22 protein-coding genes and 1 pseudogene are annotated in these 21,322 nt (G+C 63.2%); 10 read left to right on the top strand and 13 right to left on the bottom strand.

What is annotated here, in order from left to right:
• Position 1: 1 nt before the first annotated feature.
• From guaD to JG739_RS01390, 3 genes are all read left to right on the top strand, one after another.
• Complete coding sequence (guaD, locus tag JG739_RS01400; RefSeq protein ID WP_202364914.1) at positions 2-1,315, top strand: guanine deaminase; 1,314 nt, start codon at positions 2-4, stop codon at positions 1,313-1,315.
• A gap of 75 nt (positions 1,316-1,390) precedes the next feature.
• Positions 1,391-1,894: a heme-degrading domain-containing protein gene (locus JG739_RS01395; RefSeq protein ID WP_202364913.1), complete on the top strand. Its 504-nt coding sequence runs from the start codon at positions 1,391-1,393 to the stop codon at positions 1,892-1,894.
• Entirely contained in the window at positions 1,891-3,156 is a 1,266-nt protein-coding gene (locus JG739_RS01390; protein ID WP_202364912.1) for a glycerate kinase type-2 family protein, read from the top strand. Before JG739_RS01395 ends, JG739_RS01390 begins: the two co-directional genes overlap by 4 nt.
• A 2-nt stretch (positions 3,157-3,158) precedes the next feature.
• On the opposite strand, the gene JG739_RS01385 is transcribed toward JG739_RS01390, so the two are convergent.
• From JG739_RS01385 to JG739_RS01355, 7 genes are all read right to left on the bottom strand, one after another.
• Positions 3,159-3,836 carry a UdgX family uracil-DNA binding protein gene (locus JG739_RS01385; protein ID WP_244749664.1) on the bottom strand — a complete coding sequence of 226 codons (678 nt, stop codon included), beginning with the start codon at positions 3,834-3,836 and terminating at the stop codon, positions 3,159-3,161.
• A gap of 132 nt (positions 3,837-3,968) precedes the next feature.
• Complete coding sequence (locus tag JG739_RS01380; RefSeq protein WP_202367295.1) at positions 3,969-5,390, bottom strand: glutamine synthetase family protein; 1,422 nt, start codon at positions 5,388-5,390, stop codon at positions 3,969-3,971.
• A gap of 13 nt (positions 5,391-5,403) precedes the next feature.
• A complete protein-coding gene (locus JG739_RS01375) occupies positions 5,404-6,786 on the bottom strand; it encodes an aspartate aminotransferase family protein (protein WP_202364910.1) in 1,383 nt (460 codons plus the stop codon).
• Positions 6,787-6,840: 54 nt separating this feature from the next.
• On the bottom strand, positions 6,841-7,815 hold the full coding sequence (locus JG739_RS01370; protein ID WP_202364909.1) for a WD40 repeat domain-containing protein: 975 nt from the start codon (positions 7,813-7,815) through the stop codon (positions 6,841-6,843).
• Positions 7,816-7,934: 119 nt separating this feature from the next.
• Positions 7,935-8,462, bottom strand: coding sequence for a GNAT family N-acetyltransferase (locus tag JG739_RS01365; RefSeq protein WP_202364908.1), 528 nt, complete (start codon positions 8,460-8,462; stop codon positions 7,935-7,937).
• Positions 8,459-8,737, bottom strand: coding sequence for a type II toxin-antitoxin system TacA family antitoxin (locus JG739_RS01360; protein WP_202364907.1), 279 nt, complete (start codon positions 8,735-8,737; stop codon positions 8,459-8,461). The genes JG739_RS01365 and JG739_RS01360 overlap by 4 nt, the downstream gene beginning before the upstream one ends.
• Positions 8,738-8,812: 75 nt before the next feature.
• Entirely contained in the window at positions 8,813-9,877 is a 1,065-nt protein-coding gene (locus tag JG739_RS01355; RefSeq protein WP_202364906.1) for a CobW family GTP-binding protein, read from the bottom strand.
• A 239-nt stretch (positions 9,878-10,116) separates the two neighbouring features.
• Here JG739_RS01355 and JG739_RS01350 point away from each other — a divergent pair, with 239 nt between their 5' ends.
• Together JG739_RS01350 and JG739_RS01345 are read left to right on the top strand one after the other, a co-directional pair.
• Positions 10,117-10,794, top strand: a complete 678-nt coding sequence (locus tag JG739_RS01350) for an intradiol ring-cleavage dioxygenase (RefSeq protein ID WP_446720526.1) — start codon at positions 10,117-10,119, stop codon at positions 10,792-10,794.
• 207 nt (positions 10,795-11,001) lie between these two features.
• Entirely contained in the window at positions 11,002-11,472 is a 471-nt protein-coding gene (locus JG739_RS01345) for a MarR family winged helix-turn-helix transcriptional regulator (protein WP_023796815.1), read from the top strand.
• 16 nt (positions 11,473-11,488) lie between these two features.
• Here the strand turns inward: JG739_RS01345 and JG739_RS01340 are convergent, their stop codons facing one another.
• On the bottom strand, positions 11,489-12,367 hold the full coding sequence (locus JG739_RS01340) for an AraC family transcriptional regulator (protein ID WP_202364905.1): 879 nt from the start codon (positions 12,365-12,367) through the stop codon (positions 11,489-11,491).
• A gap of 35 nt (positions 12,368-12,402) precedes the next feature.
• On the opposite strand from JG739_RS01340, the gene JG739_RS01335 reads away from it, so the two are divergent.
• Complete coding sequence (locus JG739_RS01335) at positions 12,403-12,810, top strand: DUF2000 family protein (protein ID WP_202364904.1); 408 nt, start codon at positions 12,403-12,405, stop codon at positions 12,808-12,810.
• Here the strand turns inward: JG739_RS01335 and JG739_RS01330 are convergent.
• Positions 12,782-13,147 (bottom strand): hypothetical protein, encoded by a 366-nt coding sequence (locus JG739_RS01330; protein WP_202364903.1) that lies wholly within the window; start codon positions 13,145-13,147, stop codon positions 12,782-12,784. The two genes, JG739_RS01335 and JG739_RS01330, sit on opposite strands and share 29 nt — an antisense overlap.
• Here JG739_RS01330 and JG739_RS01325 point away from each other — a divergent pair.
• From JG739_RS01325 to JG739_RS01315, 3 genes are all read left to right on the top strand, one after another.
• Positions 13,095-14,117: a LacI family DNA-binding transcriptional regulator gene (locus tag JG739_RS01325; RefSeq protein ID WP_077375012.1), complete on the top strand. Its 1,023-nt coding sequence runs from the start codon at positions 13,095-13,097 to the stop codon at positions 14,115-14,117. The two genes, JG739_RS01330 and JG739_RS01325, sit on opposite strands and share 53 nt — an antisense overlap.
• Positions 14,114-15,097 carry a 2-hydroxyacid dehydrogenase gene (locus tag JG739_RS01320; protein WP_202364902.1) on the top strand — a complete coding sequence of 328 codons (984 nt, stop codon included), beginning with the start codon at positions 14,114-14,116 and terminating at the stop codon, positions 15,095-15,097. Before JG739_RS01325 ends, JG739_RS01320 begins: the two co-directional genes overlap by 4 nt.
• 90 nt (positions 15,098-15,187) lie before the next feature.
• Positions 15,188-15,583: a hypothetical protein gene (locus JG739_RS01315; protein ID WP_202364901.1), complete on the top strand. Its 396-nt coding sequence runs from the start codon at positions 15,188-15,190 to the stop codon at positions 15,581-15,583.
• A 21-nt stretch (positions 15,584-15,604) separates the two neighbouring features.
• On the opposite strand, the gene JG739_RS01310 is transcribed toward JG739_RS01315, so the two are convergent.
• Entirely contained in the window at positions 15,605-16,378 is a 774-nt protein-coding gene (locus tag JG739_RS01310) for a gamma-glutamyl-gamma-aminobutyrate hydrolase family protein (protein WP_202364900.1), read from the bottom strand.
• A gap of 287 nt (positions 16,379-16,665) precedes the next feature.
• Between JG739_RS01310 and JG739_RS01305 the strand changes: the two genes are divergently transcribed.
• A complete protein-coding gene (locus JG739_RS01305) occupies positions 16,666-17,775 on the top strand; it encodes a TRAP transporter substrate-binding protein (RefSeq protein ID WP_202364899.1) in 1,110 nt (369 codons plus the stop codon).
• 60 nt (positions 17,776-17,835) lie between these two features.
• On the opposite strand, the pseudogene JG739_RS01300 reads toward JG739_RS01305, so the two are convergent.
• From JG739_RS01300 to JG739_RS01290, 3 genes and pseudogenes are all read right to left on the bottom strand, one after another.
• Positions 17,836-18,857: pseudogene (locus tag JG739_RS01300) on the bottom strand (zinc-dependent alcohol dehydrogenase family protein).
• Positions 18,858-18,876: 19 nt separating this feature from the next.
• Positions 18,877-20,649, bottom strand: coding sequence for a TRAP transporter large permease (locus tag JG739_RS01295; protein WP_202364898.1), 1,773 nt, complete (start codon positions 20,647-20,649; stop codon positions 18,877-18,879).
• Positions 20,646-21,230, bottom strand: a complete 585-nt coding sequence (locus JG739_RS01290; protein ID WP_202364897.1) for a TRAP transporter small permease subunit — start codon at positions 21,228-21,230, stop codon at positions 20,646-20,648. The genes JG739_RS01295 and JG739_RS01290 overlap by 4 nt, the downstream gene beginning before the upstream one ends.
• Positions 21,231-21,322: the final 92 nt, after the last annotated feature.

Here is a 21,322-nt window from a genome sequence, read left to right as displayed (position 1 = left end):
CATGACCAGCACGCTCCTGCGCGGCCGCACGCTGTCCTTCCGGCGCTGGCCCGAGACCGTCGACGACCATTCCGCCTGGCGCTACGAGGAGGACGGCGGCCTGTTGCTCCGCGACGGCAGGATCGTTGCCGCAGGCGCCTATGCCGACGTCGAGAAAAAGGCTGATGAAGGCGCAAAAAAGATCGACCACCGCCCGCATTTGCTGCTGCCTGGCTTCATCGACGCGCATGCGCATTTTCCGCAGATGCAGGTCATCGCTTCCTACGGCGCCGAGCTACTCGACTGGTTGAACACCTACACTTTCCCCGTGGAAACAAAATTCCACAACGCGCAGCATGGCCGCCGCATCGCCAGGTTATTCCTCGACGAGATGCTGCGTCATGGCACGACGACCGTTGCCGCTTATTGCTCGGTCCACAAGGGATCTGCCGAGGCGTTCTTCGCCGAGTCCCATGACCGCAACATGCTCAACATCGCCGGCAAGGTGATGATGGATCGCAACGCGCCGGAGGGTGTGCTCGACACGCCGCAATCGGCCTATGACGACAGCAAGGCGCTGATCGCAGAGTGGCACGGCAAGGGGCGCCAGCATTATGCCATCACACCGCGCTTCGCCATCACCTCCTCACCCGAGCAATTGGAGATGGCGGGCGCGCTGTGCCGCGAACATCCTGATTTGCACATGCAGACGCATCTGTCGGAAAACCACGCCGAGATCGCCTTTACGCTGCAACTTTATCCAAAGGCCAGCGACTATACCGCTGTCTACGAGCACCATGGGCTGCTCGGGCGCAAAAGCCTGTTCGGCCACTGCATCCATCTGTCGGAACGCGAGGCGGACGCGCTATCGGAGACGGGCTCGGTCGCGGTGTTCTGTCCGACCTCGAACCTGTTCCTCGGATCGGGCCTGTTCGACTATCAGCGTTACCGCCGCCGCGAAAAACCACTCCGCATCGCAACCGCCACCGATGTCGGCGGCGGTACCAATTACTCGATGCTGCGCACCATGGACGAGGGATACAAGGTGATCGCGCTGAACGGCGAGAAGCTCAATCCGTTCCAGTCGTTCTGGCAGCTCACCCGCGGCAATGCCGAGGCGCTGTCGATCGTGGAAAAAGTCGGCACGCTCGACCAAGGCAGCGATGCCGACATCGTCGTCCTCGACGCGCGCGCTACGCCGGCGATGCGGCTGCGGATGGAGACGGTGGACACGCTGGCGGAGGAGCTGTTTCTGCTGCAGACGCTGGGCGATGATCGCGCCGTGCGCGAGGTCTATGTCGCCGGACGGGCGGTCAAGACGGATATGGCGGTTTAGCTATCCCACACGTCCCGCTTGACCCGGCGGCAGCCATCGGTCAAAGCGTGCCGCGACGTTTGATAGGGGAACGACATGGCCGTTGCGGATGATATCGCTCTGATCCAGAAACAGGAAACTACCCTTGTCTTCACGGTCTTCGACGAGGCTGTCGCCTTCAAGATCGGCTCGGCGATCCGCGACCGGGCACTGGCCCAAGGCTTGCCGATCATCGTCGACATCAGGACCTTCGATCGGCCGCTGTTCTACGCGGCAATGCCGGGCTCGAACGCCTCCAATCCGGATTGGGCGCGGCGCAAGATCAATGTGGTGCAGCGGTTCCTGAAAAGCACTTACCGCATGGTGCTGGAGCAGCAGCGTCCCGACCGCAGCTTCAAGCCAGGCGAGGGGCTCGAAATATCAGACTATGTGCTGGCCGGCGGCGGCTTTCCCATAACGGTCAAAGGTGCCGGGGTGATCGGTGTGATCGCGGTCTCGGGCCTGCCGGAGCGTGAGGATCACGGCGTCGTCGTCGATGCGCTCTGCGGCCATCTCGGCGTCGACGGGCGCGAACTGGCACTGCCGCCGGAAGCAAAATGACAGAGATCGATCCCAAGACCTTCCTCGCCACCATCTTCAATGCTGCCGTTGCCGCCGCCGATCCCCTGAGGACGATCAGCGAGCATCTGCCGGCAAGGCCGAAGGGGCGCACCATCGTCATTGGTGCAGGAAAAGGCTCGGCGCAGATGGCGGCGGCTTTCGAAAAAGTGTGGGACGGTCCGATCGAAGGCCTGGTCGTCACCCGTTACGGTTATGGCGCGACCTGTCAGCGCATCGAGATCGTCGAGGCGGCGCATCCGGTGCCGGATTCCGCCGGTCTCGAAGCCTCGCGCCGGCTGCTCGAAAAGGTGCAGGGGTTGACCGCGGACGATCTGGTCGTGGCGCTCATCTCAGGCGGCGGCTCGGCGCTGCTGCCGGCGCCTGCCGAAGGTCTGACGCTGGCCGACGAGATCGCCGTCAACGAGGCGCTGCTCGCCTCCGGCGCGCCGATCGCCGCCATGAACACCGTCCGCAAGCATGTTTCCACCATCAAGGGCGGCAGGCTGGCGGCAGCTGCCTATCCGGCAAAGGTGGTGTCGCTGGTCGTCTCCGACATTCCCGGCGACAATCCGGCGCTTGTCGCTTCCGGCCCGACCGTTCCCGATTCCGGCAACCGCCAGGAGGCGCTGGCATCGATCGCCGCCTATGGCATGATCCTGCCGGCCTCTGTCATGGCGCATATCAATTCGCCGGCCGCAGATGCGCCGCGCGCCGACGATCCGCGTTTTTCGCGCAACAAGGTGCATCTGATCGCCTCGGCCGGCGTATCGCTGGAAGAGACCGCAGCCGAAGCCAGGCGCCATGGCATCGAGGCGGTCATCCTCTCCGATTGCATCGAGGGCGAGGCGCGTGAGGTCGGCGGTGTCCATGCGGCAATCGCCCGTGAAGTCGCCACGCGCAACCGGCCGTTCACGAAGCCCGTGCTGATCCTGTCAGGCGGCGAGACGACGGTGACCGTGCGGGCGAAGGGCAAGGGCGGTCGTAACACCGAGTTTCTGCTTGCCTTCGCCATCGGCATCAGCGGTATTGAGGGCGTCCATGCACTGGCCGCCGACACCGACGGCATCGACGGTTCGGAGGACAATGCCGGCGCCTTTGCTGACGGCTCGACGGTGTCGCGGATGCGGGCCGTGGGCGTCGATGCCAAGGCAATGCTTGCCGGCAACAATGCCTGGACGGCATTCAACGCCGTCGGCGATCTCTTCGTGCCTGGCCCGACCGGAACGAACGTCAATGATTTGAGAGCGATCCTGATCAGATAGGCTCAGGCGGCCATCAGCTTTTTCACCGCCTTCATGTCCTGCAGGAACCGCTCGCGTTCGGCCTGTTTGTCCGCCGGCTCACGAATGCGCAGGATGAAGGATGGGTGGATGGTGACGAACACAGGCAAGCCATCGTCCCGATCCACGATCGTGCCGCGTATCTTCATGATCGGTACGACCTTGCCGAGCAGCGCCTGCGCCGCCGTTGCGCCGAGCGCCACCGCCAGATTGGGCTTGATCAGATCGAGCTCCTTGTCGAGCCACCAGCGGCAGGCCTGCACCTCGCCGGCATTCGGCTTCGAGTGGATGCGCCGCTTGCCGCGCGGCTCGAACTTGAAATGCTTGACCGCATTGGTGACATAGACTTTCAGCCGGTCGACACCGGCATCGTCCAGAATGGCGTCGAAGACCTTTCCCGCCGGACCGACGAAAGGTTTACCGGCCAAATCCTCCTGGTCGCCTGGCTGTTCACCGACGAAAACCACCTTGGCCCTGTCAGGCCCTTCGCCGAACACGGTCTGCGTTGCGTTGCGCCACAGCGGGCAGCGGCGACAGGCCTTCGCCACTTCGCTGAGTTCGGGAATGGTGCTTGCGCCGTCGTCTTCCGCCGTCTCAGGCAATTCAGGCTTGGGCCAGCGTCTTGCCTGCACCTTGGCGTGGCGTGTAGAATTTGTCTGCATCCTGGCGATCATGGCTGATGCGGCCTTGTCCGCTGCTGCGATCAGATGCGGAATGAGCGAAGTCCCGGAAAGGTTCCTTCAAATAGCCCGGACCAGCTTTCGCCGGGCGAATGACAGAGCGATGCGATCGCCTCACACCTCGTGCAGATAGAGGTGATAATCCAGTTCGCTGACCGTGCGCGCCACCCGCAGATATTCGGATTGCTTGATCGCCACGAAGGTCCGGTGCAGGTCTTCCCCCAGCGCCCCTTTGAGGAATGTCGAGGCCCTTGCCGCCTCGATCGCGGCGCGCCAGTCCACCGGCATGGTGGTGCGCGTGATTGCTGATTCGTAGCCATTGCCGGTGGTTTCGGGGCCTGGATCGAGGCCCTCATCGAGACCTTTGACGATGCCGGCCAGCACGGTTGCCGCCACCAGATAAGGGTTGGCGTCGACGCCCGACGGCCGATGCTCGATGCGCCGGTTTTTCGCATCGCCTGCCGGCACGCGCAATGCCACCGAGCGGTTGTTGACACCCCAGGTCGGCGCCACCGGCGCATAGGATTGCGAAACAAAACGCCGCCATGAATTGGCGTGCGGTGCAAACACCAGCATCGATTCGGCCATGGTCTGGATCAGGCCGCCCAATCCGCGCAGCAGCGGCAAGGACCAGGTCTCGCCGCTGGCTTCGGCAAAGACGTTGTCGCCGGCCTTGTCCTGCAGCGAGACATGGAAATGCATGCCGGAGCCGGCGTATTTCTCGATTGGCTTGGCCATGAAGCAGGCAGTGACGCCGTGGCGGCGCGCCTGCGCCCGCACCAGCCGCTTCAGCATGACGAGGTCATCGGCCGCCCGCATCACGTCCTTGCGATAGTTCAGCGTCAGTTCGTACTGGCCGGGCGCATATTCGGAAATGACCGTCTCGGCCGGGATGCCTTGCACCTTGGCCGCAGCATAGATGTCGGAAAACAGCGGCTCCATGCCGTGCAGATGGTCGACTGAATAGACCTCTGTCTTGGCCGAGCGTCGGCCGTCGAGCACCGCGTGCGCCGGCTGCACCTTGCCGTCGGCGTCGCGCTCGTTGGCGAGCAGGAAGAATTCGAGCTCGAAGGCGCCGGCCGGATGCAGGCCCTTTGCCGCCAGTATCTCCACCTGCCGGCCCAATGCCAGGCGCGGATCGGAGGACATGGGCTGACCATCGAGATGGTACATCGCCATCAGCACCTGGCCGCGCGGCGGCTGTGTGCCGAACAGCGGCACCAGCGTGCCGGGGATCGGCCAAGCCCGCAGGTCGCCGTCGCCGGTCGTCCAGATCAGTCCGGTTTCGTGCACGTCCTCGCCGGTGATGTCGAGGCCGAGGATCGAGATCGGCATATGCCTGCCGCCCTCGAAGATGCTCATCAACTCGTGCCGGCGCACGATCTTGCCACGCCCGACTCCATTGGCGTCGGTCAGCACGATGTCGAACGCTTCGATCTCGGGATGGGCGTCGAGAAAGGTTTGCGCCTCGGCGGGCGTCGAGCCCGAAGGCGAGGCGATAATGGCGTTCAAAGTTTGCTTGTGCGCTTCTCTCATGTGCAAGCTTGTCTCATGCCGCGAGCCTTGCCGCAACCGCGCCGAAGGCGGTGATCAGGCGGTTCACCTGGGCAGCGCTGGTCGCCGGCGAGATCAGCATCATGTTGTGGAACGGCGCGATCAGCACGCCGCGATTGACCAGCGCGATATGGATAGCCGCTTCGAGCGCCGGTGCGTGCGCTGTTTCCGCCTCGCCGCCATTCCTCAGCCGGCCGGGTGCGCAGATGAACTCGACGCGGGCGCCGACTCGGGCAACATGCCAAGGGAGGCGGTAACGGTCGATGACGGCGGTCAGCCCGGCGTCGAGCCGCCGCGCCAGATGGTCCATATGGCTATAGTTCTCGTCGGTCATCACCTCTTCGAGCGTGGCGCGCATCGCCGCGAATTGCAGCGGATTGGCTGACAGCGTCGTGCCCATGCCGGAATAGCCTGGTTCCTTGGTCCTGACATAGTCGGCATAGCGGGTGGCGACGCCGTCGCTCATTCCCCAGACGCTGGCCGGCACGCCGCCGGCGATCGGCTTGCCGAGCACGAACAGGTCCGGCTCCAGGCCGTGTTTCCTGGTGTAGCCGCCGGGATCGGTCGAGATCGTGTGCGTCTCGTCGATCAAAAGCAGGGTGCCGGCGGCGCGGGTGAGACGCCGCAGCGCGTCGTGGAAGCCGGGATCGGGCAGCACCATACAGGAATTGGTCAGCACCGGCTCGGTGACGACACAGGCGATTTGCTGGTCCCGCAGTGCTGTCTCAAGCGCCGGCACATCGTTGAACTCGACGACGTCGGTCGCCCGGGTCAGGTCGCGGAATTCGCCGGCCAGTCCCGGCCGGTTGGCCGGTCTGCCGTCGACCAGCCGCACCATCGTCTCGTCGACCGAGCCGTGATAGCAGCCGTTGAAGACCAGGATCTTTTCCCGGCCGGTGATGGCGCGGGCGACGCGCAGCGCAAAGCGGTTGGCATCGGTCGCCGTCGTCGCGATTTGCCAGAACGGCAGGCCGAAGCGCTGTTGTAGCAGCGGGCCGATGGCGAGTGCTTCTTCCGAAGGCAGCATGTAAGTCAGGCCGCGTCCGGCCTGCCGACGGATGGCGCGGGCGACCGGCGGCGGCGAGTGGCCGAACATCGAGCCGGTGTCGCCGAGGCAGAAATCGTCGAGCCGATTGCCGTCGATGTCGGTGATGGTGGCACCTCTGGCGCTGTCGACCAGGATCGGGAACGGCGTCGGCCAGTCGTTCATCCAGTGCATCGGCACGCCGCCGAAGAAGCCCGGCAGGCCATTGCTGATCTTGGCTGCCGATCTCGGTCGCGCCTTGCGGAATGCTTCGGCCTCGGTCTCGCGCAGATCGGCAATCCGAGCCGTGCTGATGCCACCGATGGCAGTCTTTGAATGGTCGATTGGATGCATGAAGAACCCTCGAATAGGGGGAATGGGGAATAGCTGCCTTACTGCCCTACTCCCCTAGGCCGAAATATCGATGACGCCGCAGTCGCCGGCGGCGCTGCCGAAGGCGACACGGCGTTCTTGCCTGTCCCACATCATCGAGGTGATGGCGCCCTTGCCCGGCCGGCGCAGAAGCACCTCCTTGGCGTCGGCGAAACGCACCGCCATCACCATGCCGTCGTCATAGCCGACGGCGACGACATCCTGGCTTGGGTGGCAGGCGACCGAAGTCACCATGGCGTTGCCGCGCGTGCCGAGTTCCAGCGGCGCCTTGCCCATCGGCCCGTCCTTGCCCGAAAACGGCCAGACGATCGCCGCCGGCGCACCGGAACTGGCCAGCCATTTTCCCTTGGGCGCCCAAGACAGGCTTTTGACTTTGCCGGGATAGCCGCTCATCCGCATGTGCTTGCCATCGGCGAGCTTCCAGCCATGCAGGGCGTTCTCCTGCATGGTGGTGACGAGGAAGGCGCCATCGGGCGAGAAGGTGATACCGGTATGCGCGCCGGCCCATTCCAGTTCGACCGGCTTGCCGTTCGTCGCCGGGAAATGCAGCGTCGCGCCATTGTAGCGGGCGACGCCGAAGCGCATGCCCTTGGGCGAGAACGCCAGCCCCTCGACCGAACGCGGATGCAAGAATTCCTTGGTCTTGCCGTCGGCAAAACGCACAAAGGCGATCTTGCCCGCGGCATAGGCGACGACGCCTTGTGGTCCGGCCGCGACGCTGGTGATCCATTTTTTTCCCGCACTTGCCAGTTCTGCCGCATTGCCGCCGGCGGTAACGGAAAAAATCTTGCCGTCCTCGCCGCCGGTGATCAGCCGGTCGTTGGCCGCATCGTGGAAGGCGGCGAGCAGCCCGTCATTGGCCTGCGCCGACTTGTGGCCATGGTCCAGCCGATGGATTGTGCCGTCGGCCAGCGCGAAATGCGGCACGTCGCCAAGGAAAACGGCGGCGATGCAATGTCCCTGGAGATCAAGCGGGGCGACTGTCGGCATGGCTATCGTGGTTCACAGCTGGGCGAGATTGCAGGGGCGGCTCAGGCGGCTTACTCGACGTTCGCAGTTCCGGCAACCATCAGGGTTTGCATCTCACCACAATTGGCGACAGGCGATCGTCAAAGCAGTCCCTTGGCCCGCAGACCAGTTGCGAAGGTCGCCAATGGCATCGCCAGGGTCAAAACCTGGCCTTGGAGGCTCTCGGCTCCATAGCTGGCATACCACCGTGCTGCCCGCTCGTTCTTGGCGTCGATGATGAGCAGAATGCCGCCGCCCTCACCTGCAAGCCGCAGGCACCGCAACGCTGCGGCGGCTAGCAGCTGACCTCCGAGCCCTTGCCCGGCGACGGCGCGGTCGGTCGCAAGACGGGCAAGCTTGTAGCCGGAAACCTCGTGTCGCGCCAAGCCTCTCGTCATGGCGTCGGGCACTGTTTCATGAGCTACAGCGGAAGGGGCGATTGTATAGAAACCGAGCACCCGATCCGAAGCCGCGTTGTCGATTGCACAGAAGGTCTTGGCCGCGTTCTGATCGTGGGCCTGCCGTGCGAACCGCCGCAGAAAATCGTTCATCTGAGCATCACCGCAATCGAAAGAAGCCCTATCGTGCCGTTTCGCAATCGACTCCTCGTGCCAGAACGGAAGCGTCACAGACTATCGGGCAAGGCAGCGATCGCCGCTCGCAGCCTGGCATTGGGTTTCGGCGGGTTCTCAAGGAGTTCAAGGATGCGTGCGAAGTCGCGGTTGGACACCCTCATCACCTCGGCAGATTCGATCACGGCCTGCGCTTCGGGTACGATCTTGTCGAGGATGAAGTCGGCCATGTCCTTATGCGACAGCGCCGCTGCACGGGCGATCATCGCCTTCTGCGCCGGCGGAATGCGTATCTGATAACGTTCGGTTTTATTGTCGGCGGATCTGGACATAGCCTGTCCTCTTTATGTGTCTTTTGTACACATGATATGTGTACAAAAGACAAGAATCAACCCCTGTCCAGCCCGTTACGCCTGGCAGGCATCAAAACTCTTCTTCAGCCGCTCGGCATCGAGCTCGCGGCCGATGAACACCAGCCGGCTCTCGTGCTTCTCGCCGTCCTTCCAGGCGCGCTGGTGGTCGCCCTCAATGATCATGTGCACGCCCTGAATGACGTAGCGCTCGTCATCGCCTTTAAGCGCAATGATGCCTTTCAGTCGCAGGATGTTCGGGCCTTCCATCTGGGTGATCTTCTCGATCCACGGGAAGAATTTCTTCGGGTCCATCTCGCCGCCCCGCAGAGACACCGACTGCACCGTCACGTCATGTATATCGGACGGGTGCGAATGATGGTGGTCATGCCCGTCATGGTGATGATGCCCGTCATGATCGTGATGATCATGGTCATGATGGTCATGATGGTCGTGGTCGTCACGCGCCTCGAGGAAATGCGGATCGTTCTCCAGCGCTCGGGAAAGGTCGAATGCGCCGCGGTCGAGCACCTCGGACAGCGCCAAGCCGGCGCGCGTGGTGCGATGGATCCGCGCCGCCGGGTTGATCGCGCGGATCGTCGCCTCGACATTGCTCAGTTCCTCCGGCGTGACGAGATCGGTCTTGTTGAGCACGACGACATCGGCAAAGGCGATCTGGTCCTCGGCTTCGCGGGAATCCTTCAGCCGCAGCGGCAGGTGCTTGGCGTCGACCAGCGCCACCACCGCGTCGAGCCTGGTCTTGGAGCGCACGTCGTCGTCCATGAAGAAGGTCTGCGCCACCGGCACCGGATCGGCGAGGCCGGTCGTCTCGATCACGATGGCGTCGAAGCGGCCTGGCCGGCGCATCAAGCCTTCGACGACGCGGATCAGGTCGCCGCGCACCGTGCAGCAGACGCAGCCATTGTTCATCTCGTAGATTTCCTCGTCCGATTCCACGATCAGCTCGTTGTCGATGCCGATCTCGCCGAACTCATTGACGATGACGGCGTAGCGCTTGCCGTGGTTTTCCGAAAGGATGCGGTTTAGCAGCGTCGTCTTGCCGGCGCCGAGATAGCCGGTGAGAACGGTTACGGGAATCTGCGTCGTCTGTGCATCGCTCATGTTGGGCCTCGAAAAGGATTGTTGGCCCCATATAGGATGTGCGCCGTGCTTTTGCACGTGGCAACCGATGGGCCAAACAGGTCGCCAGCAATGCCCGGCATTCCCGGCTTTTCATTGGCCTTGGCTGGTCTCACTGACTAGATAAGCCAAAGCCAGATTACTCGAAACCAAAAAGAGGCGCCGGATGTCCGATAAACCGTCCTCCTTGCCATTGAGCCGGCGCCAGGCGCTGGGCCTCATTGCCGTCAGCGCGGGCGGGCGGTGTCTTCCTGCCGGGCATCGCGCTGGCGCAGCAGGCCTCGCCTTATGCCGGGCTTGCCCTGTTCGATAGCGGCGCCGGCGTCTGCGCGATCACACCGGAAGCGACCGAGGGCCCGTTCTATTTCGATCCGAAGCTGGAACGCGCCGATATCACCGAAGGCAAAGCGGGCATTGCCCTCAATGTGCGGCTGCAGGTCGTCGACGCAGGCTGCCGGCCGCTTGCCGGCGCGCGGGTCGATATCTGGCATTGTGACGCGCAAGGCCATTATTCGGGCTATCCCGGACAAGGCGACGGCCAGGATGTCGACACCTCAGGCCAGAGTTTTCTGCGCGGTTGGCAAAAGACCGATGACAGCGGCATCGTCTCGTTCGCCACCATCTATCCCGGCTGGTATCGCGGCCGCACCCCCCACATCCATTTCAAAGTCTTCCCCAACGACAACTCGGCGATGACCGGCCAGCTGTTTTTCCCCGACAGCCTGAGCGAACAGATATTCACCACTGCCGCGCCCTACACCGACCGGTCCGGCAAGCGGGACACTTCGAACGCCAGGGATGGTATCGCGCGGCGCGCCGGGCCGCTGTCGCAGGCGGCGCTGCGCGAGGTGGCGGACGCCTACCAGGCCTTGATGATCGTCGCGGTGAAAGCTGATTGAGTCCCGCATCCTCCTGCCGAACGCATCCACCTGCGCTGAAAAGTCGTTTGTCATCTAACTGAAATAATCATCTGGCATTAGCCACGGCGGACACTGCATTGCTTGCCGGCAAAGCTGTTTTGCAAAGCCGGATCTTTTGATCGTCGATTGCCAACCGGGCGGCTGCCGCTATGCTGTCTACACCGGTTCGGCCGAAGAGGGATAGCCATGGCCAAGGCGGACAAGACTGCGACAATGAGCCGGCTGCATTCGGCGGCGCGGCTGGCGCGTACGGCACTCGCCGCGCGGCTTTTGGCGCACGGCTTCTATGCCGGCCAGGACCAGATCATGCTGGCGCTCGACCGTGAGGATGGGCAGACGCCCGGCAATCTTGCCGGTCGCCTCGGTGTTCGGCCGCCGACCATCACCAAGACGATCAACCGGCTGCAGGCGCAGGGCTTTCTGGAAAAACGCGCTTCTTCCGCCGATGCCCGCCAAGCGCATATCTTTTTGACAGACACCGGCCGCGAAATCATCCACGCTATCGAGAAATCGGTGAAGAAGACCGAGAAACAGGCGCTGAAGGGGCTCGATAAAAAGGACCAGAAGGCGCTGTTCAAGCTGCTCGCTCGCGTTGAGGCGAACCTCTCGAACGGAGAGATGGTGCTCGTCGATGATGAAATCGACGCCGACGAATGATCCGCGGCTGACGCCATCAGGCAGCGGCTGCTGACGATGCATTGACCAAGGCCGACCAGCGGCCCGGCGTGACGCCGAACGCCTTCTTGAACTGCCTGCTGAAATGACTTTGGTCGCTGAAACCGGCCGCTATTGCGATCTCAGCCAATGGCTCGCTCGCCTCTATCATGCGGCGTGCTCGTTGAAGCCGGCGCATCAACAGGAAGCGGTGCGGACTGGTGGAGAAAGCGGCACGGAAATGCCGCGATAGGGCGTAGCGATCGAGCCCGGTGATCGCCTCCAGCTCCTCGGAACGGACGGTACGGAAGACATTTCCTTCGAGATAGTCGCGTGCCAGGCCGGCAGCCCGCCAAGCTGTTCTTGGGATCGGTTTCGCCGGCAGGTCCGCATGCCGTGCCAGGCTTTGCATCAATTGCGCAACGAAGTCGGCGACAAACAGATCGTCCAGCTTCTGGTCCAACGGCCCGAGCGCCGAAAGCAGCCGCGTGCGGAAAACAGGATCCGTCACCACGGCATTCCTGACGAAAGGCAGCGACGCGCCTGTCTGATCAAGGCAGTCCAGCACGATGGACGGCTCCAGATAAAGCATCCTGTAACGCAAACCGTCTTCAGTGCCGGCGCCGCCATCGTGCAATTCGTCGGGATGGAGCACGATAATCTGGCCGGGCAGGCTGTGATGCGTCGCGCCGCGATACCGGAAGGTCTGTACGCCATGCAGCGTCACGCCAATGGCGTAGGTATCGTGACGATGGAGATCGAAGGCGCTGCCGTGGAGCCGGGCCTCGATACGCTCCATTCCGACGCAATCGGGCGCCGGGATGACGCAGTTCTCAGCCCTGTCGACGCACAAACGTCCAAGACCCTGAAAGGCCTCGCCATCTAGACCATGTGACATTCGCTTCATTCACAAACCTCGAATGGAAATGTCTCATGTTCGACACGAAATTTGCAATCGTGCTGCAGGACGACCTTCCCGTCTGGCAAAAGCTCAACGTCACCGCGTTCCTGACCAGCGGCATCGTCGCGCAGTATAGCGACATCATCGGCGAACCCTATCGCGACCGCGCCGGCAATATCTACAATCCGCTCTCGATCCAGCCGATCATCGTGCTTTCGGCCGATCGCTCGACGCTCAGTGCGATCCACCGACGGGCGCTGGAGCGCGGTGTGACGACCTCGCTCTACATCGACGAAATGTTTTCGACCGGTCACGACGCGGCGAACCGCGCCGTCTTTGCCGAATTCGCACCCGACGATGCCAAGGTCGTCGGCATCGCGCTGCGCGCCGAAAAGAAGCTTGTCGACAAGATCACCAAGGGTGCCCGCATGCATCCCTGATGCATATCGACACCGGTTCATCCTGTTGATGCTGGGTGTCATCGGCGCTGCCGTCATCGTCGCCAGCGGCTTTTGTATCGTTCATCGCGAGCACCGGCTTCGCGTGCGCAGCCGCGCTGCCTTCGACGTCGAGGTGGAGGCACTTGGCAAAAAAACTTTGATTTGTTTCGGAAGGGTGGCATAAGGCCGCGTTTAAACTGTTTAGACCATGATCCCGAATACGGGCATCCGGTTTTCGCTGGAGATCATGGATCAGCTCTAGATCGTCGGGGGAGCGCAAGGCGCTGGCACAGAAGATCAAGCTTTCGACGATCGCGGATGCGCTCGGTGTGTCCACGGCCACGGTCTCGCTGGCCCTGCGCGACAGCCCGCTGGTTGCTGGAATCACCCGCGACCGCATCAAGGAACATGCCCGCGCCATCGGCTATATCTACAATCGCCGCGCCGCCAGCCTGCGCACCTCGCGTTCGGGCATCGTCGGCGTCGTCGTCCACGACATCATGAATCCCTTCTTCGCCGAGATCCTGCGCTCGATCGAAAGCGAGCTCGACCGCAGCCGGCAGACCTTCATCCTGTCGAACCATTACGATCAGCTGGAAAAGCAGCGCACCTTCATAGACACGCTTCTGCAGCTTGGCGCCGACGGCGTCATCATGTCGCCGGCCATCGGCACGCCGCCCGAAGACATCTTCATGGCCGAGGAAAACGGCCTGCCGGCGGTGCTGATCGCACGCACCGTCGAAGGCGCCGACGTGCCGGTGTTTCGCGGCGACGATGCCTATGGCACCGGGCTAGCCACCAACCATCTGATCTCGCTCGGCCACAAACGCATCGCTATGATCGGCGGCACCGACCAGACCTCCACCGGCCGCGACCGCTACCAGGGCTATCTCAACGCCATGGAGGCGGCAGGGCTGGAGGTCAGGCCGTCGTGGCGCATCCCCGGCCCGCGCACCAAACAGGCTGGCTTCGAGGCCGCCGGACAGTTCCTGGCGCTGAAGGACAAGCCGACCGCCGCCTGCTGCTGGAACGACCTCGTCGCTATCGGCCTGATGAACGGCATTGCACGCGCCGGGCTGGTGCCAGGCATTGACATATCCGTGACCGGCTATGACGATCTCGAGGAAGCAGCGATCGCGACGCCGGCGCTGACCACCGTGTGGAATGGCCAGCGTGAAGTCGGCCGCCGCGCCGCCAGCGCGCTGCTCGACAAGCTCAATGGGCAAATGGTGCGGCCGTCGCAGGAACTGATCAAGCCGGAACTGCATGTGCGGCAGTCGACCGGCAAACCAGTGGAACGTGCATGACAAAAGCCGAACAGCAGCAAGCAGTCGCCATTCTGGTGCCTGGCCAGTTCAACGACCACGCGGTCGGCCGCATCGACCGGACGTTCAGCCGCGTCTGGATCGAACGGCCTGATGCGTCGCTGGTCACCGACGAGATGCGCCGGACGGTGCGCGGCATTGCCGCCTTTGGCGGGATCAACGCAGCCCTCATCGACGCGCTGCCGAATCTCGAGATCATCGCCAATTTCGGCGTCGGTTATGATTCGGTCGATGCCCGTCACGCAGCACAGCGCGGCGTCATGGTCACCAACACGCCGGATGTGCTGACCGAGGAGGTCGCCGATACGGCGATCGGGCTTTTGATCAACACCGTCCGCGAGTTGCCGCGCGCCGAGACCTGGCTGCGCGACGGTAGTTGGGCACGCAACGGCAACTATCCGCTAAGCCGGCTGACCTTGCGCGGCCGTCGTGCCGGCATTTTCGGCATGGGCCGCATCGGCCTTGCCATTGCGCGCCGGCTGGAGGCCTTCGGGCTGCCGATCGCCTATCACAACCGGCGCCAGGTCGAAGGCTTGCCCTACGATTACCACGGCACGCTGAAAGGCCTTGCCGAGGCGGTCGATACGCTGATCTCGGTGGCGCCCGGCGGCGCCTCGACGGAAAAGGCGGTCAACGCCGAGATCCTGTCGGCGCTCGGCCCGAATGGCGTCTTCGTCAACATCGGCCGCGGCAGCACGGTCGACGAGGCAGCACTTGCCGCGGCGCTTGCCGGCGGCACCATCGCCGCTGCCGGGCTCGATGTCTTCGCCGACGAGCCGAACGTGCCGCGGGCGCTGCTCGGCGCCCCCAACACCTCACTTTTGCCGCATGTCGGCTCGGCTTCGGAACATACCCGCCGCGCCATGGCCGATCTGTGCGTCGACAATCTGATTTCCTGGTTTTCGCAAGGGAGGGCGCTGACGCCGGTGCCGGAAACGGAAAAGGTCAAGGCGCGCAGCTGAGCGGCATGCTTTCCTATTTGTTAACGATTAACGACGGCTTAACACTTTGACATCATTCTTCATCTATCGCCAAACATGCGGAGAAAGCAGATGAAAGCACTTGCTGCATTGATAGCGGTGGCCGCGCTGCTCGGCAGCGTTCAGCTGTTTCACAGCGGCGGAGGCGAAGGCCGCACAGCCGATGAGTCAGCGCAGTCGCCCGGCGACTACCGCCTGGTAGCCAATGGCGACGAGGCGTCCTGCGCGGTCAAGCGCGGCACTGAGGTTGCGCATGGCCTGTCGCTGTTGACGGTCACTGCGAATTGCCACCGGGTGTTGCCCGGCATCGAGCGCGCGAAATTCTGGCGTGAGCAGGATGACGGCACGGTCACCTTCAGCGCGAACGGCATCGACCCGATCGTCACTTTCGGCGTCGCCGACGGCCACGGTTATGAATCCTACGAACCAGCCCTGCCGCTGCTGTCGCTGGCGGCCAGCAGCGATTGACGTCGACGTCCGACGGCTGAACTATTCCGCGGCGGCCCGTGCGCCGGATTTCGCCACGGCGTGCAGGCGCACCGCGTCGCCAAAGGCGCGGAATATCCTTGCTGAGACGCTGTCCGACTTGACCCAGTATTCGGGATGCCACTGGACGCCGACGGCGAACGCGCGGGCGTCGCGCACCGAAACCGCCTCGACCGTGCCGTCAGTGGCGACCGCCTCTATCTGCAGCTTCGGGCCGGGCCGGTCGATGGCCTGGCGGTGCACCGAATTGACCATGATGTCGCCTGCCCCGAACTCGCCGGCGAGGCAGCTTCCGGGCTTGATCGAAATGGTCTGGCGGATGGCGAAGCGTTCGTCCTGATTGTCGCTCGCCGGTGCGCGATGGTCCAGCGACCCATCGCGCTCCTGGATTTCTGTGGCCAGCGTCCCGCCCAGCGCCACATTCATCTCCTGGATGCCGCGGCAGATGGCAAGCAGCGGCACGCCGCGCTCCACTGCCTTGCGGATCAGTGGCAGCGTCGTGGCGTCGCGGGCCGGATCGTAGGGGCCGTTGGCCTCGCTGGCATCGCCGCCATAGAGCGAGGGATGCACATTGGACTTCGAGCCGGTGATCATGACGCCGTCGACCGATGACAGGAGTTCATCGAAATCGAGCCGGTCGCCGAAGGATGGCACCAGCACCGGGAACACGCCAGCGGCCGAAAGCGCCGCCTCCAGATATTGCTGCGGAGCGGCATGCCAGGTGTAGTTGTCGAACTGGCGGACGTCGGTCGATATGGCGACTAGCGGCTGCTGCATTTTTGATCCGGGTCCATTCAGAGCAAGGGTTGTTCTGCCTTTAAAATAGGCGATCCGACGACGCTTTGCCATGACAAGTTCGGCATGTCGCATGGGCCACGGAAGGGGCGTTAGACTTAAGTTGCAGGAGGTGCGTTCGCGCCGCGTATTTCGCCAAAACGCCGCCGGCAAAACCGGCTCGCATGGCTGGACTCGACTTCTTGCCCGTGTATTGTTTGCCGCGAAGCCGATCCGGGGCACAAAGCATCTCCCGAACGTCGGTCTGTTGATCCAATAGGGAGGACTTCATGGATCGTCGATCATTCATCCGCAAGGCCGGTGTGACCGGTGTCGGCGCTGCGGCGGCTACGGCGGCGCTTGCCGCGCCGGCTATCGCCCAGGCCAATCCGAAAGTGACATGGCGCCTGGCGTCGTCCTTCCCGAAATCCCTCGACACTATCTACGGCGGCGCCGAGGTCTTTTCCAAGATGCTCTCGGAGGCAACCGACGGCAACTTCCAGGTCCAGGTCTTCGCCGCCGGTGAACTCGTGCCCGGCCTGCAGGCCGCGGACGCCACCACCGCCGGCACCGTCGAGGCCTGCCATACGGTGGCATATTATTATTGGGGCAAGGACCCGACATGGGCGCTGGGTGCCGCGGTTCCGTTCTCGCTCAACGCGCGCGGCATCAATGCCTGGCATTACCACGGCGGCGGCATCGACCTGTTCAACGAGTTTCTTGCCACGCAGGGCCTATTTGGCTTGCCGGGTGGCAATACCGGCGTGCAGATGGGCGGCTGGTTCCGCAAGGAGATCAACACCGTCGCCGACCTTTCGGGCCTCAAGATGCGCATCGGTGGCTTTGCCGGCAAAGTGGTGGAAAGGCTCGGCGTCGTGCCGCAGCAGATCGCCGGCGGCGATATCTATCCAGCGCTGGAAAAAGGCACCATCGACGCCGCCGAATGGGTCGGCCCTTATGACGATGAGAAGCTCGGCTTCTACAAGGTCGCGCCCAACTATTATTATCCCGGCTGGTGGGAAGGCGGGCCGACCGTCCATCTGATGTTCAACAAGGCGAAATACGAGGAGCTTTCGCCGGCCTACAAGGCGCTGGTGCACACCGCTGCGCAGGCTGCCGACGCCAACATGCTGCAGAAATACGACTTTCTGAATCCGGCGGCCGTGAGGCGGCTGGTGTCCGCGGGCGCCAAATTGCGACCGTTTAGCCAGGAAATCCTGGCAGCCTGCTCCGAGAAGGCAAACGAGGTCTATGGCGAGATGGAAGCCTCGAACGCGCCGTTCAAGAAGATATGGGACTCGATCAAGGCGTTCCGCAAGGAGCACTATCTCTGGGCGCAGGTGGCCGAGTACAATTACGACACCTTCATGATGGTCCAGCAGCGCTCCGGCAAACTCTGACAACAGTTTTAGCGCCACGCGTTCTTCGGACGCGTGGCGCCGAAGCGCTTCGATTGCCGATCAGCCCGGTACGACCAGCACCTTGACCTCGCCTGGCGCAGGCGGATTGGCGATCACCGCAGCCGCCTCCTCAAGCGTCACCTGCCGGGAGATGAGCTTGTCGATCTCGATCGCACCGAGGCGATGAGATCGGCAGCCCGGCGATGCGTAAACGGATTGAGGAACGAGCCCAGCACCCTCAATTCCCGGAACAACAGGTCGAAAGGCTCGAATTCGGCCTTCATGCCTTGAGGCATCACGCCGACGGCGATAACTACGCCACCGGCCCTGGCGAGCCGCATCGATTGCTCGACCGTCTCTCTTACGCCAGCACATTCGAACACCACATCGACGCCGCCTGGCATGAGGCCCGACGGACCGACGACCGTGTCGATGATATCGCAAGCGGTTGGGTCGACCGTTGCCGTCGCGCCCAGTTCTTTGGCAAGGGCACGCCGCGAGGCCTGGCGCGTCGACAGGATGATTGTCGTCGCGCCGGCAAGCCTCGCCAGTTGCACCGTGAGCAGGCCGATCACGCCGCCGCCAAGCACGGCGACCGCGGAGCCGGGTCGGATCTGCGCCAGGTCGACGCCATGCAGGCAGCAGCCAAGCGGCTCGCAGAACGCGCCATGCTTCGGCTTCAGGTCTTTCGGGAGGAGAATGGCCTGCTTGTTAGGCAGCACGACATATTCGGCGAAGCCGCCGTCGCGGCGGATGCCGATGGCAACCAGATTATGGCAAAGATTGACGCGACCGGCGTGGCAGTGCGGACAGCGCCCGCAGGCGATGTTGGGGTCGCCGGTGACGCGATCGCCGTCCGAAAAGCCGGACACGGCGGTTCCAATCGCCTCGACGATCCCGGAGAATTCATGTCCGAGCGTCACCGGCGGCGTACAGGGAAATTCACCATGGAAAAGATGCCGGTCGGTGCCGCAGACCCCGCATGCCTCGATCCGCACCAGGAGATCGTCCGGCCCGGCCACGGGCTTGTCGACCTCCCGAAGAATGATGCTGCCGACGCCCTCCAGCCGCACCGCTTTCATGTCTGTGGAGCCTCCGACGTCAATTGAAAGTTGGTGGTTGGGACAGATCGGGCGCTGGCGCTGCCGGCTTGGCAGCCGGCGTTTCACCGAAATTCGGCGGCTGCGACAGATCTGGTGCAGGCGCAGTCGGCGCCGTACCGCCATCCGCTGGCGGAACGCCGAGCGGCGACAGGCTCGGCGTTTCCGGCACCTGGTAGTCGATCGTGCCCGGGTCCGCTGCCGTGCCCTTGTAGTGCATCACCATTTGCGGGAAGGCGATGGTCAAGCCGATCATGATGACCTGGATGCAAACGAATGGCACCGCCCCCCAATAGATCTGGCCGGTGGTTACCGGCGCGATCTTTTTGCCGGTGAGGCGATCGAGATAGGGTACGCGGGCGGCGACCGAACGCAGGTAGAACAGCGCGAAGCCGAAGGGTGGATGCATGAAGCTGGTCTGCATGTTGACGCCGAGCAGCACGCCGAACCAGATCAGGTCGATACCGAGCTTGTCGGCGGCCGGCGCCAAAAGCGGCACGATGATGAAGGCGAGTTCGAAGAAATCGAGGAAGAAGGCGAGCAGGAAGACGAGGATGTTGACGCCGATCAGGAAGCCGATCTCGCCGCCCGGCAGCGATGTCAGGAGGTGCTCGACCCAGACATGGCCGTTGACGCCGTAGAAAGTGAGCGAGAACACTCGCGCGCCGATCAGGATGAACAGCACGAACGACGATAGCCGCGTCGTCGACGCCAGCGCCTGCTTGATCACGTCCAGCGACAGCCGCCCCTTCATCGCCGCCATGATCAGTGCGCCGACAGCGCCCATGGCGCCGCCTTCGGTCGGCGTGGCGATGCCGAGGAAGATGGTGCCCAGCACCAGGAAGATCAGCGCCAGTGGCGGGATCAGCACGATGATCACCTGCTGCGCCAGCCGCGACATCATGTTGATCTTCAGGCGCTGGTCGGCGATCGCCACAACGTATATGGAGATCACGCCGATGGTGGCGCCGAGGATGTCGGCGTTCTGGCCCTGCGAGGACGCAAGATAGCGATAGGCCGCGTAGGAAACCACCATCGCCGCCAGCACCGCGACCAGCAGTGACAGGACACCGTGGCCGAGGGTGCGGGCCTCCAGCGGCAGGGCCGGCATCGAGTTCGGCCTGACGATCGACATGATCACGATATACATCGTGTAAAGGCTGGTCAGAACCAGCCCCGGGATCAGCGCACCCGCATACATGTCGCCAACCGAGCGACCGAGCTGGTCGGCCAGAACGATCAGCACCAGCGACGGCGGGATGATCTGGGCGAGCGTGCCCGATGCGGCAATGACGCCGGATGCCACACGGCGGTCATAGCCGTAGCGCAGCATGATCGGCAGCGAGATCAGCCCCATGGCGATGACGGAAGCAGCCACCACGCCCGTGGTTGCGGCAAGCAGCGCGCCGACGAAGATCACGGCATAGGCGAGGCCGCCGCGGATCGGCCCGAACAATTGGCCGATCGTGTCGAGCAGGTCCTCGGCCATGCCCGATCGCTCGAGCACGATGCCCATGAAGGTGAAGAACGGGATGGCCAGCAGCGTGTCGTTTGACATTACCCGGCTGCCGTAGAAATTGTCCGGCAGCGCATGCAGCAGCGGCCAGGCGAGATTGATCGATCCGCCCGAATAGGGTGACAGCACAACACCGATGAAGAAGAACAGCAGGCCGTTGGCGGCGAGCGAGAAGGCGACCGGGTAGCCGATCAGCAGGAAGATGACCAGCGAGGCGAACATGATCGGCGCCATGTTCTGGGCGATGAACTCGATCACGAGCGCACCTCTTCGGCAAGCGCCTTCGCTTCGAGCTCGGCCTGTTCATGCACCGATATGAACGGGGTGGGATCGTCCATGTCGCCGCGCATGATGGCGATCTTCTTGATGATCTCGGAGATGCCCTGGAGCGCGAGCAGGAAAAAGCCGGCCAGCAGGATCGCCTTTGCCGGCCAGATGATCAGCCCGCCGGAATTGTTCGACATTTCGCCGCTGCGAAACGACAGCGACACATAGGGGACGAAATAGATCACCATCAGCGTCACGAATGGCATCAGGAAAAAGAGATGGCCGAAAAGGTCGATCCAGTGCTGCACGCGGCGCGAGAACATGCCGTAGACGACGTCGATGCGGATATGGTCGTTCTGCTTGAGCGTGTAGGCGGCGGCCAGCATGAAGGCTGCGCCGAACAAATACCACTGCAGTTCCAGCCATGCGTTCGACGACATGTCGAACGTCTTGCGGATGACCGCATTGGCGGCACTGACCAGGATTGCCAGCAGGATCAGCCACGACACCCATTTGCCGATGAACTCGTTCACACGGTCAATGGTTCTGGATAAAGTGAGAAGTCCTGCCATACATTCCTCCCTTTACGCATCGGCCCGAAAATCGGTGTCGATTTTCGGAAAGCACGGTGCGTGACTCAAAGAGTTAGCGGCGCGCCGATTCC

Source organism: Mesorhizobium sp. L-2-11 (genome assembly GCF_016756595.1).
GTDB lineage: Bacteria > Pseudomonadota > Alphaproteobacteria > Rhizobiales > Rhizobiaceae > Mesorhizobium.
This window is presented reverse-complemented; position numbering and strand designations above follow the sequence as displayed.

Coding starts and splice junctions, on each gene's coding strand:
- JG739_RS01335 (WP_202364904.1), top strand. CDS start 12,403: ATGTTCGACACGAAATTTGCAATCGTGCTGCAGGACGACCTTCCCGTC.
- JG739_RS01320 (WP_202364902.1), top strand. CDS start 14,114: ATGACAAAAGCCGAACAGCAGCAAGCAGTCGCCATTCTGGTGCCTGGC.
- JG739_RS01305 (WP_202364899.1), top strand. CDS start 16,666: ATGGATCGTCGATCATTCATCCGCAAGGCCGGTGTGACCGGTGTCGGC.
- JG739_RS01360 (WP_202364907.1), bottom strand. CDS start 8,737: ATGTCCAGATCCGCCGACAATAAAACCGAACGTTATCAGATACGCATT.
- JG739_RS01310 (WP_202364900.1), bottom strand. CDS start 16,378: ATGCAGCAGCCGCTAGTCGCCATATCGACCGACGTCCGCCAGTTCGAC.
- JG739_RS01315 (WP_202364901.1), top strand. CDS start 15,188: ATGAAAGCACTTGCTGCATTGATAGCGGTGGCCGCGCTGCTCGGCAGC.
- JG739_RS01370 (WP_202364909.1), bottom strand. CDS start 7,815: ATGCCGACAGTCGCCCCGCTTGATCTCCAGGGACATTGCATCGCCGCC.
- JG739_RS01395 (WP_202364913.1), top strand. CDS start 1,391: ATGGCCGTTGCGGATGATATCGCTCTGATCCAGAAACAGGAAACTACC.
- JG739_RS01340 (WP_202364905.1), bottom strand. CDS start 12,367: ATGTCACATGGTCTAGATGGCGAGGCCTTTCAGGGTCTTGGACGTTTG.
- JG739_RS01345 (WP_023796815.1), top strand. CDS start 11,002: ATGGCCAAGGCGGACAAGACTGCGACAATGAGCCGGCTGCATTCGGCG.
- JG739_RS01380 (WP_202367295.1), bottom strand. CDS start 5,390: ATGAGAGAAGCGCACAAGCAAACTTTGAACGCCATTATCGCCTCGCCT.
- JG739_RS01290 (WP_202364897.1), bottom strand. CDS start 21,230: ATGGCAGGACTTCTCACTTTATCCAGAACCATTGACCGTGTGAACGAG.
- guaD (WP_202364914.1), top strand. CDS start 2: ATGACCAGCACGCTCCTGCGCGGCCGCACGCTGTCCTTCCGGCGCTGG.
- JG739_RS01385 (WP_244749664.1), bottom strand. CDS start 3,836: ATGCAGACAAATTCTACACGCCACGCCAAGGTGCAGGCAAGACGCTGG.
- JG739_RS01355 (WP_202364906.1), bottom strand. CDS start 9,877: ATGAGCGATGCACAGACGACGCAGATTCCCGTAACCGTTCTCACCGGC.
- JG739_RS01390 (WP_202364912.1), top strand. CDS start 1,891: ATGACAGAGATCGATCCCAAGACCTTCCTCGCCACCATCTTCAATGCT.
- JG739_RS01375 (WP_202364910.1), bottom strand. CDS start 6,786: ATGCATCCAATCGACCATTCAAAGACTGCCATCGGTGGCATCAGCACG.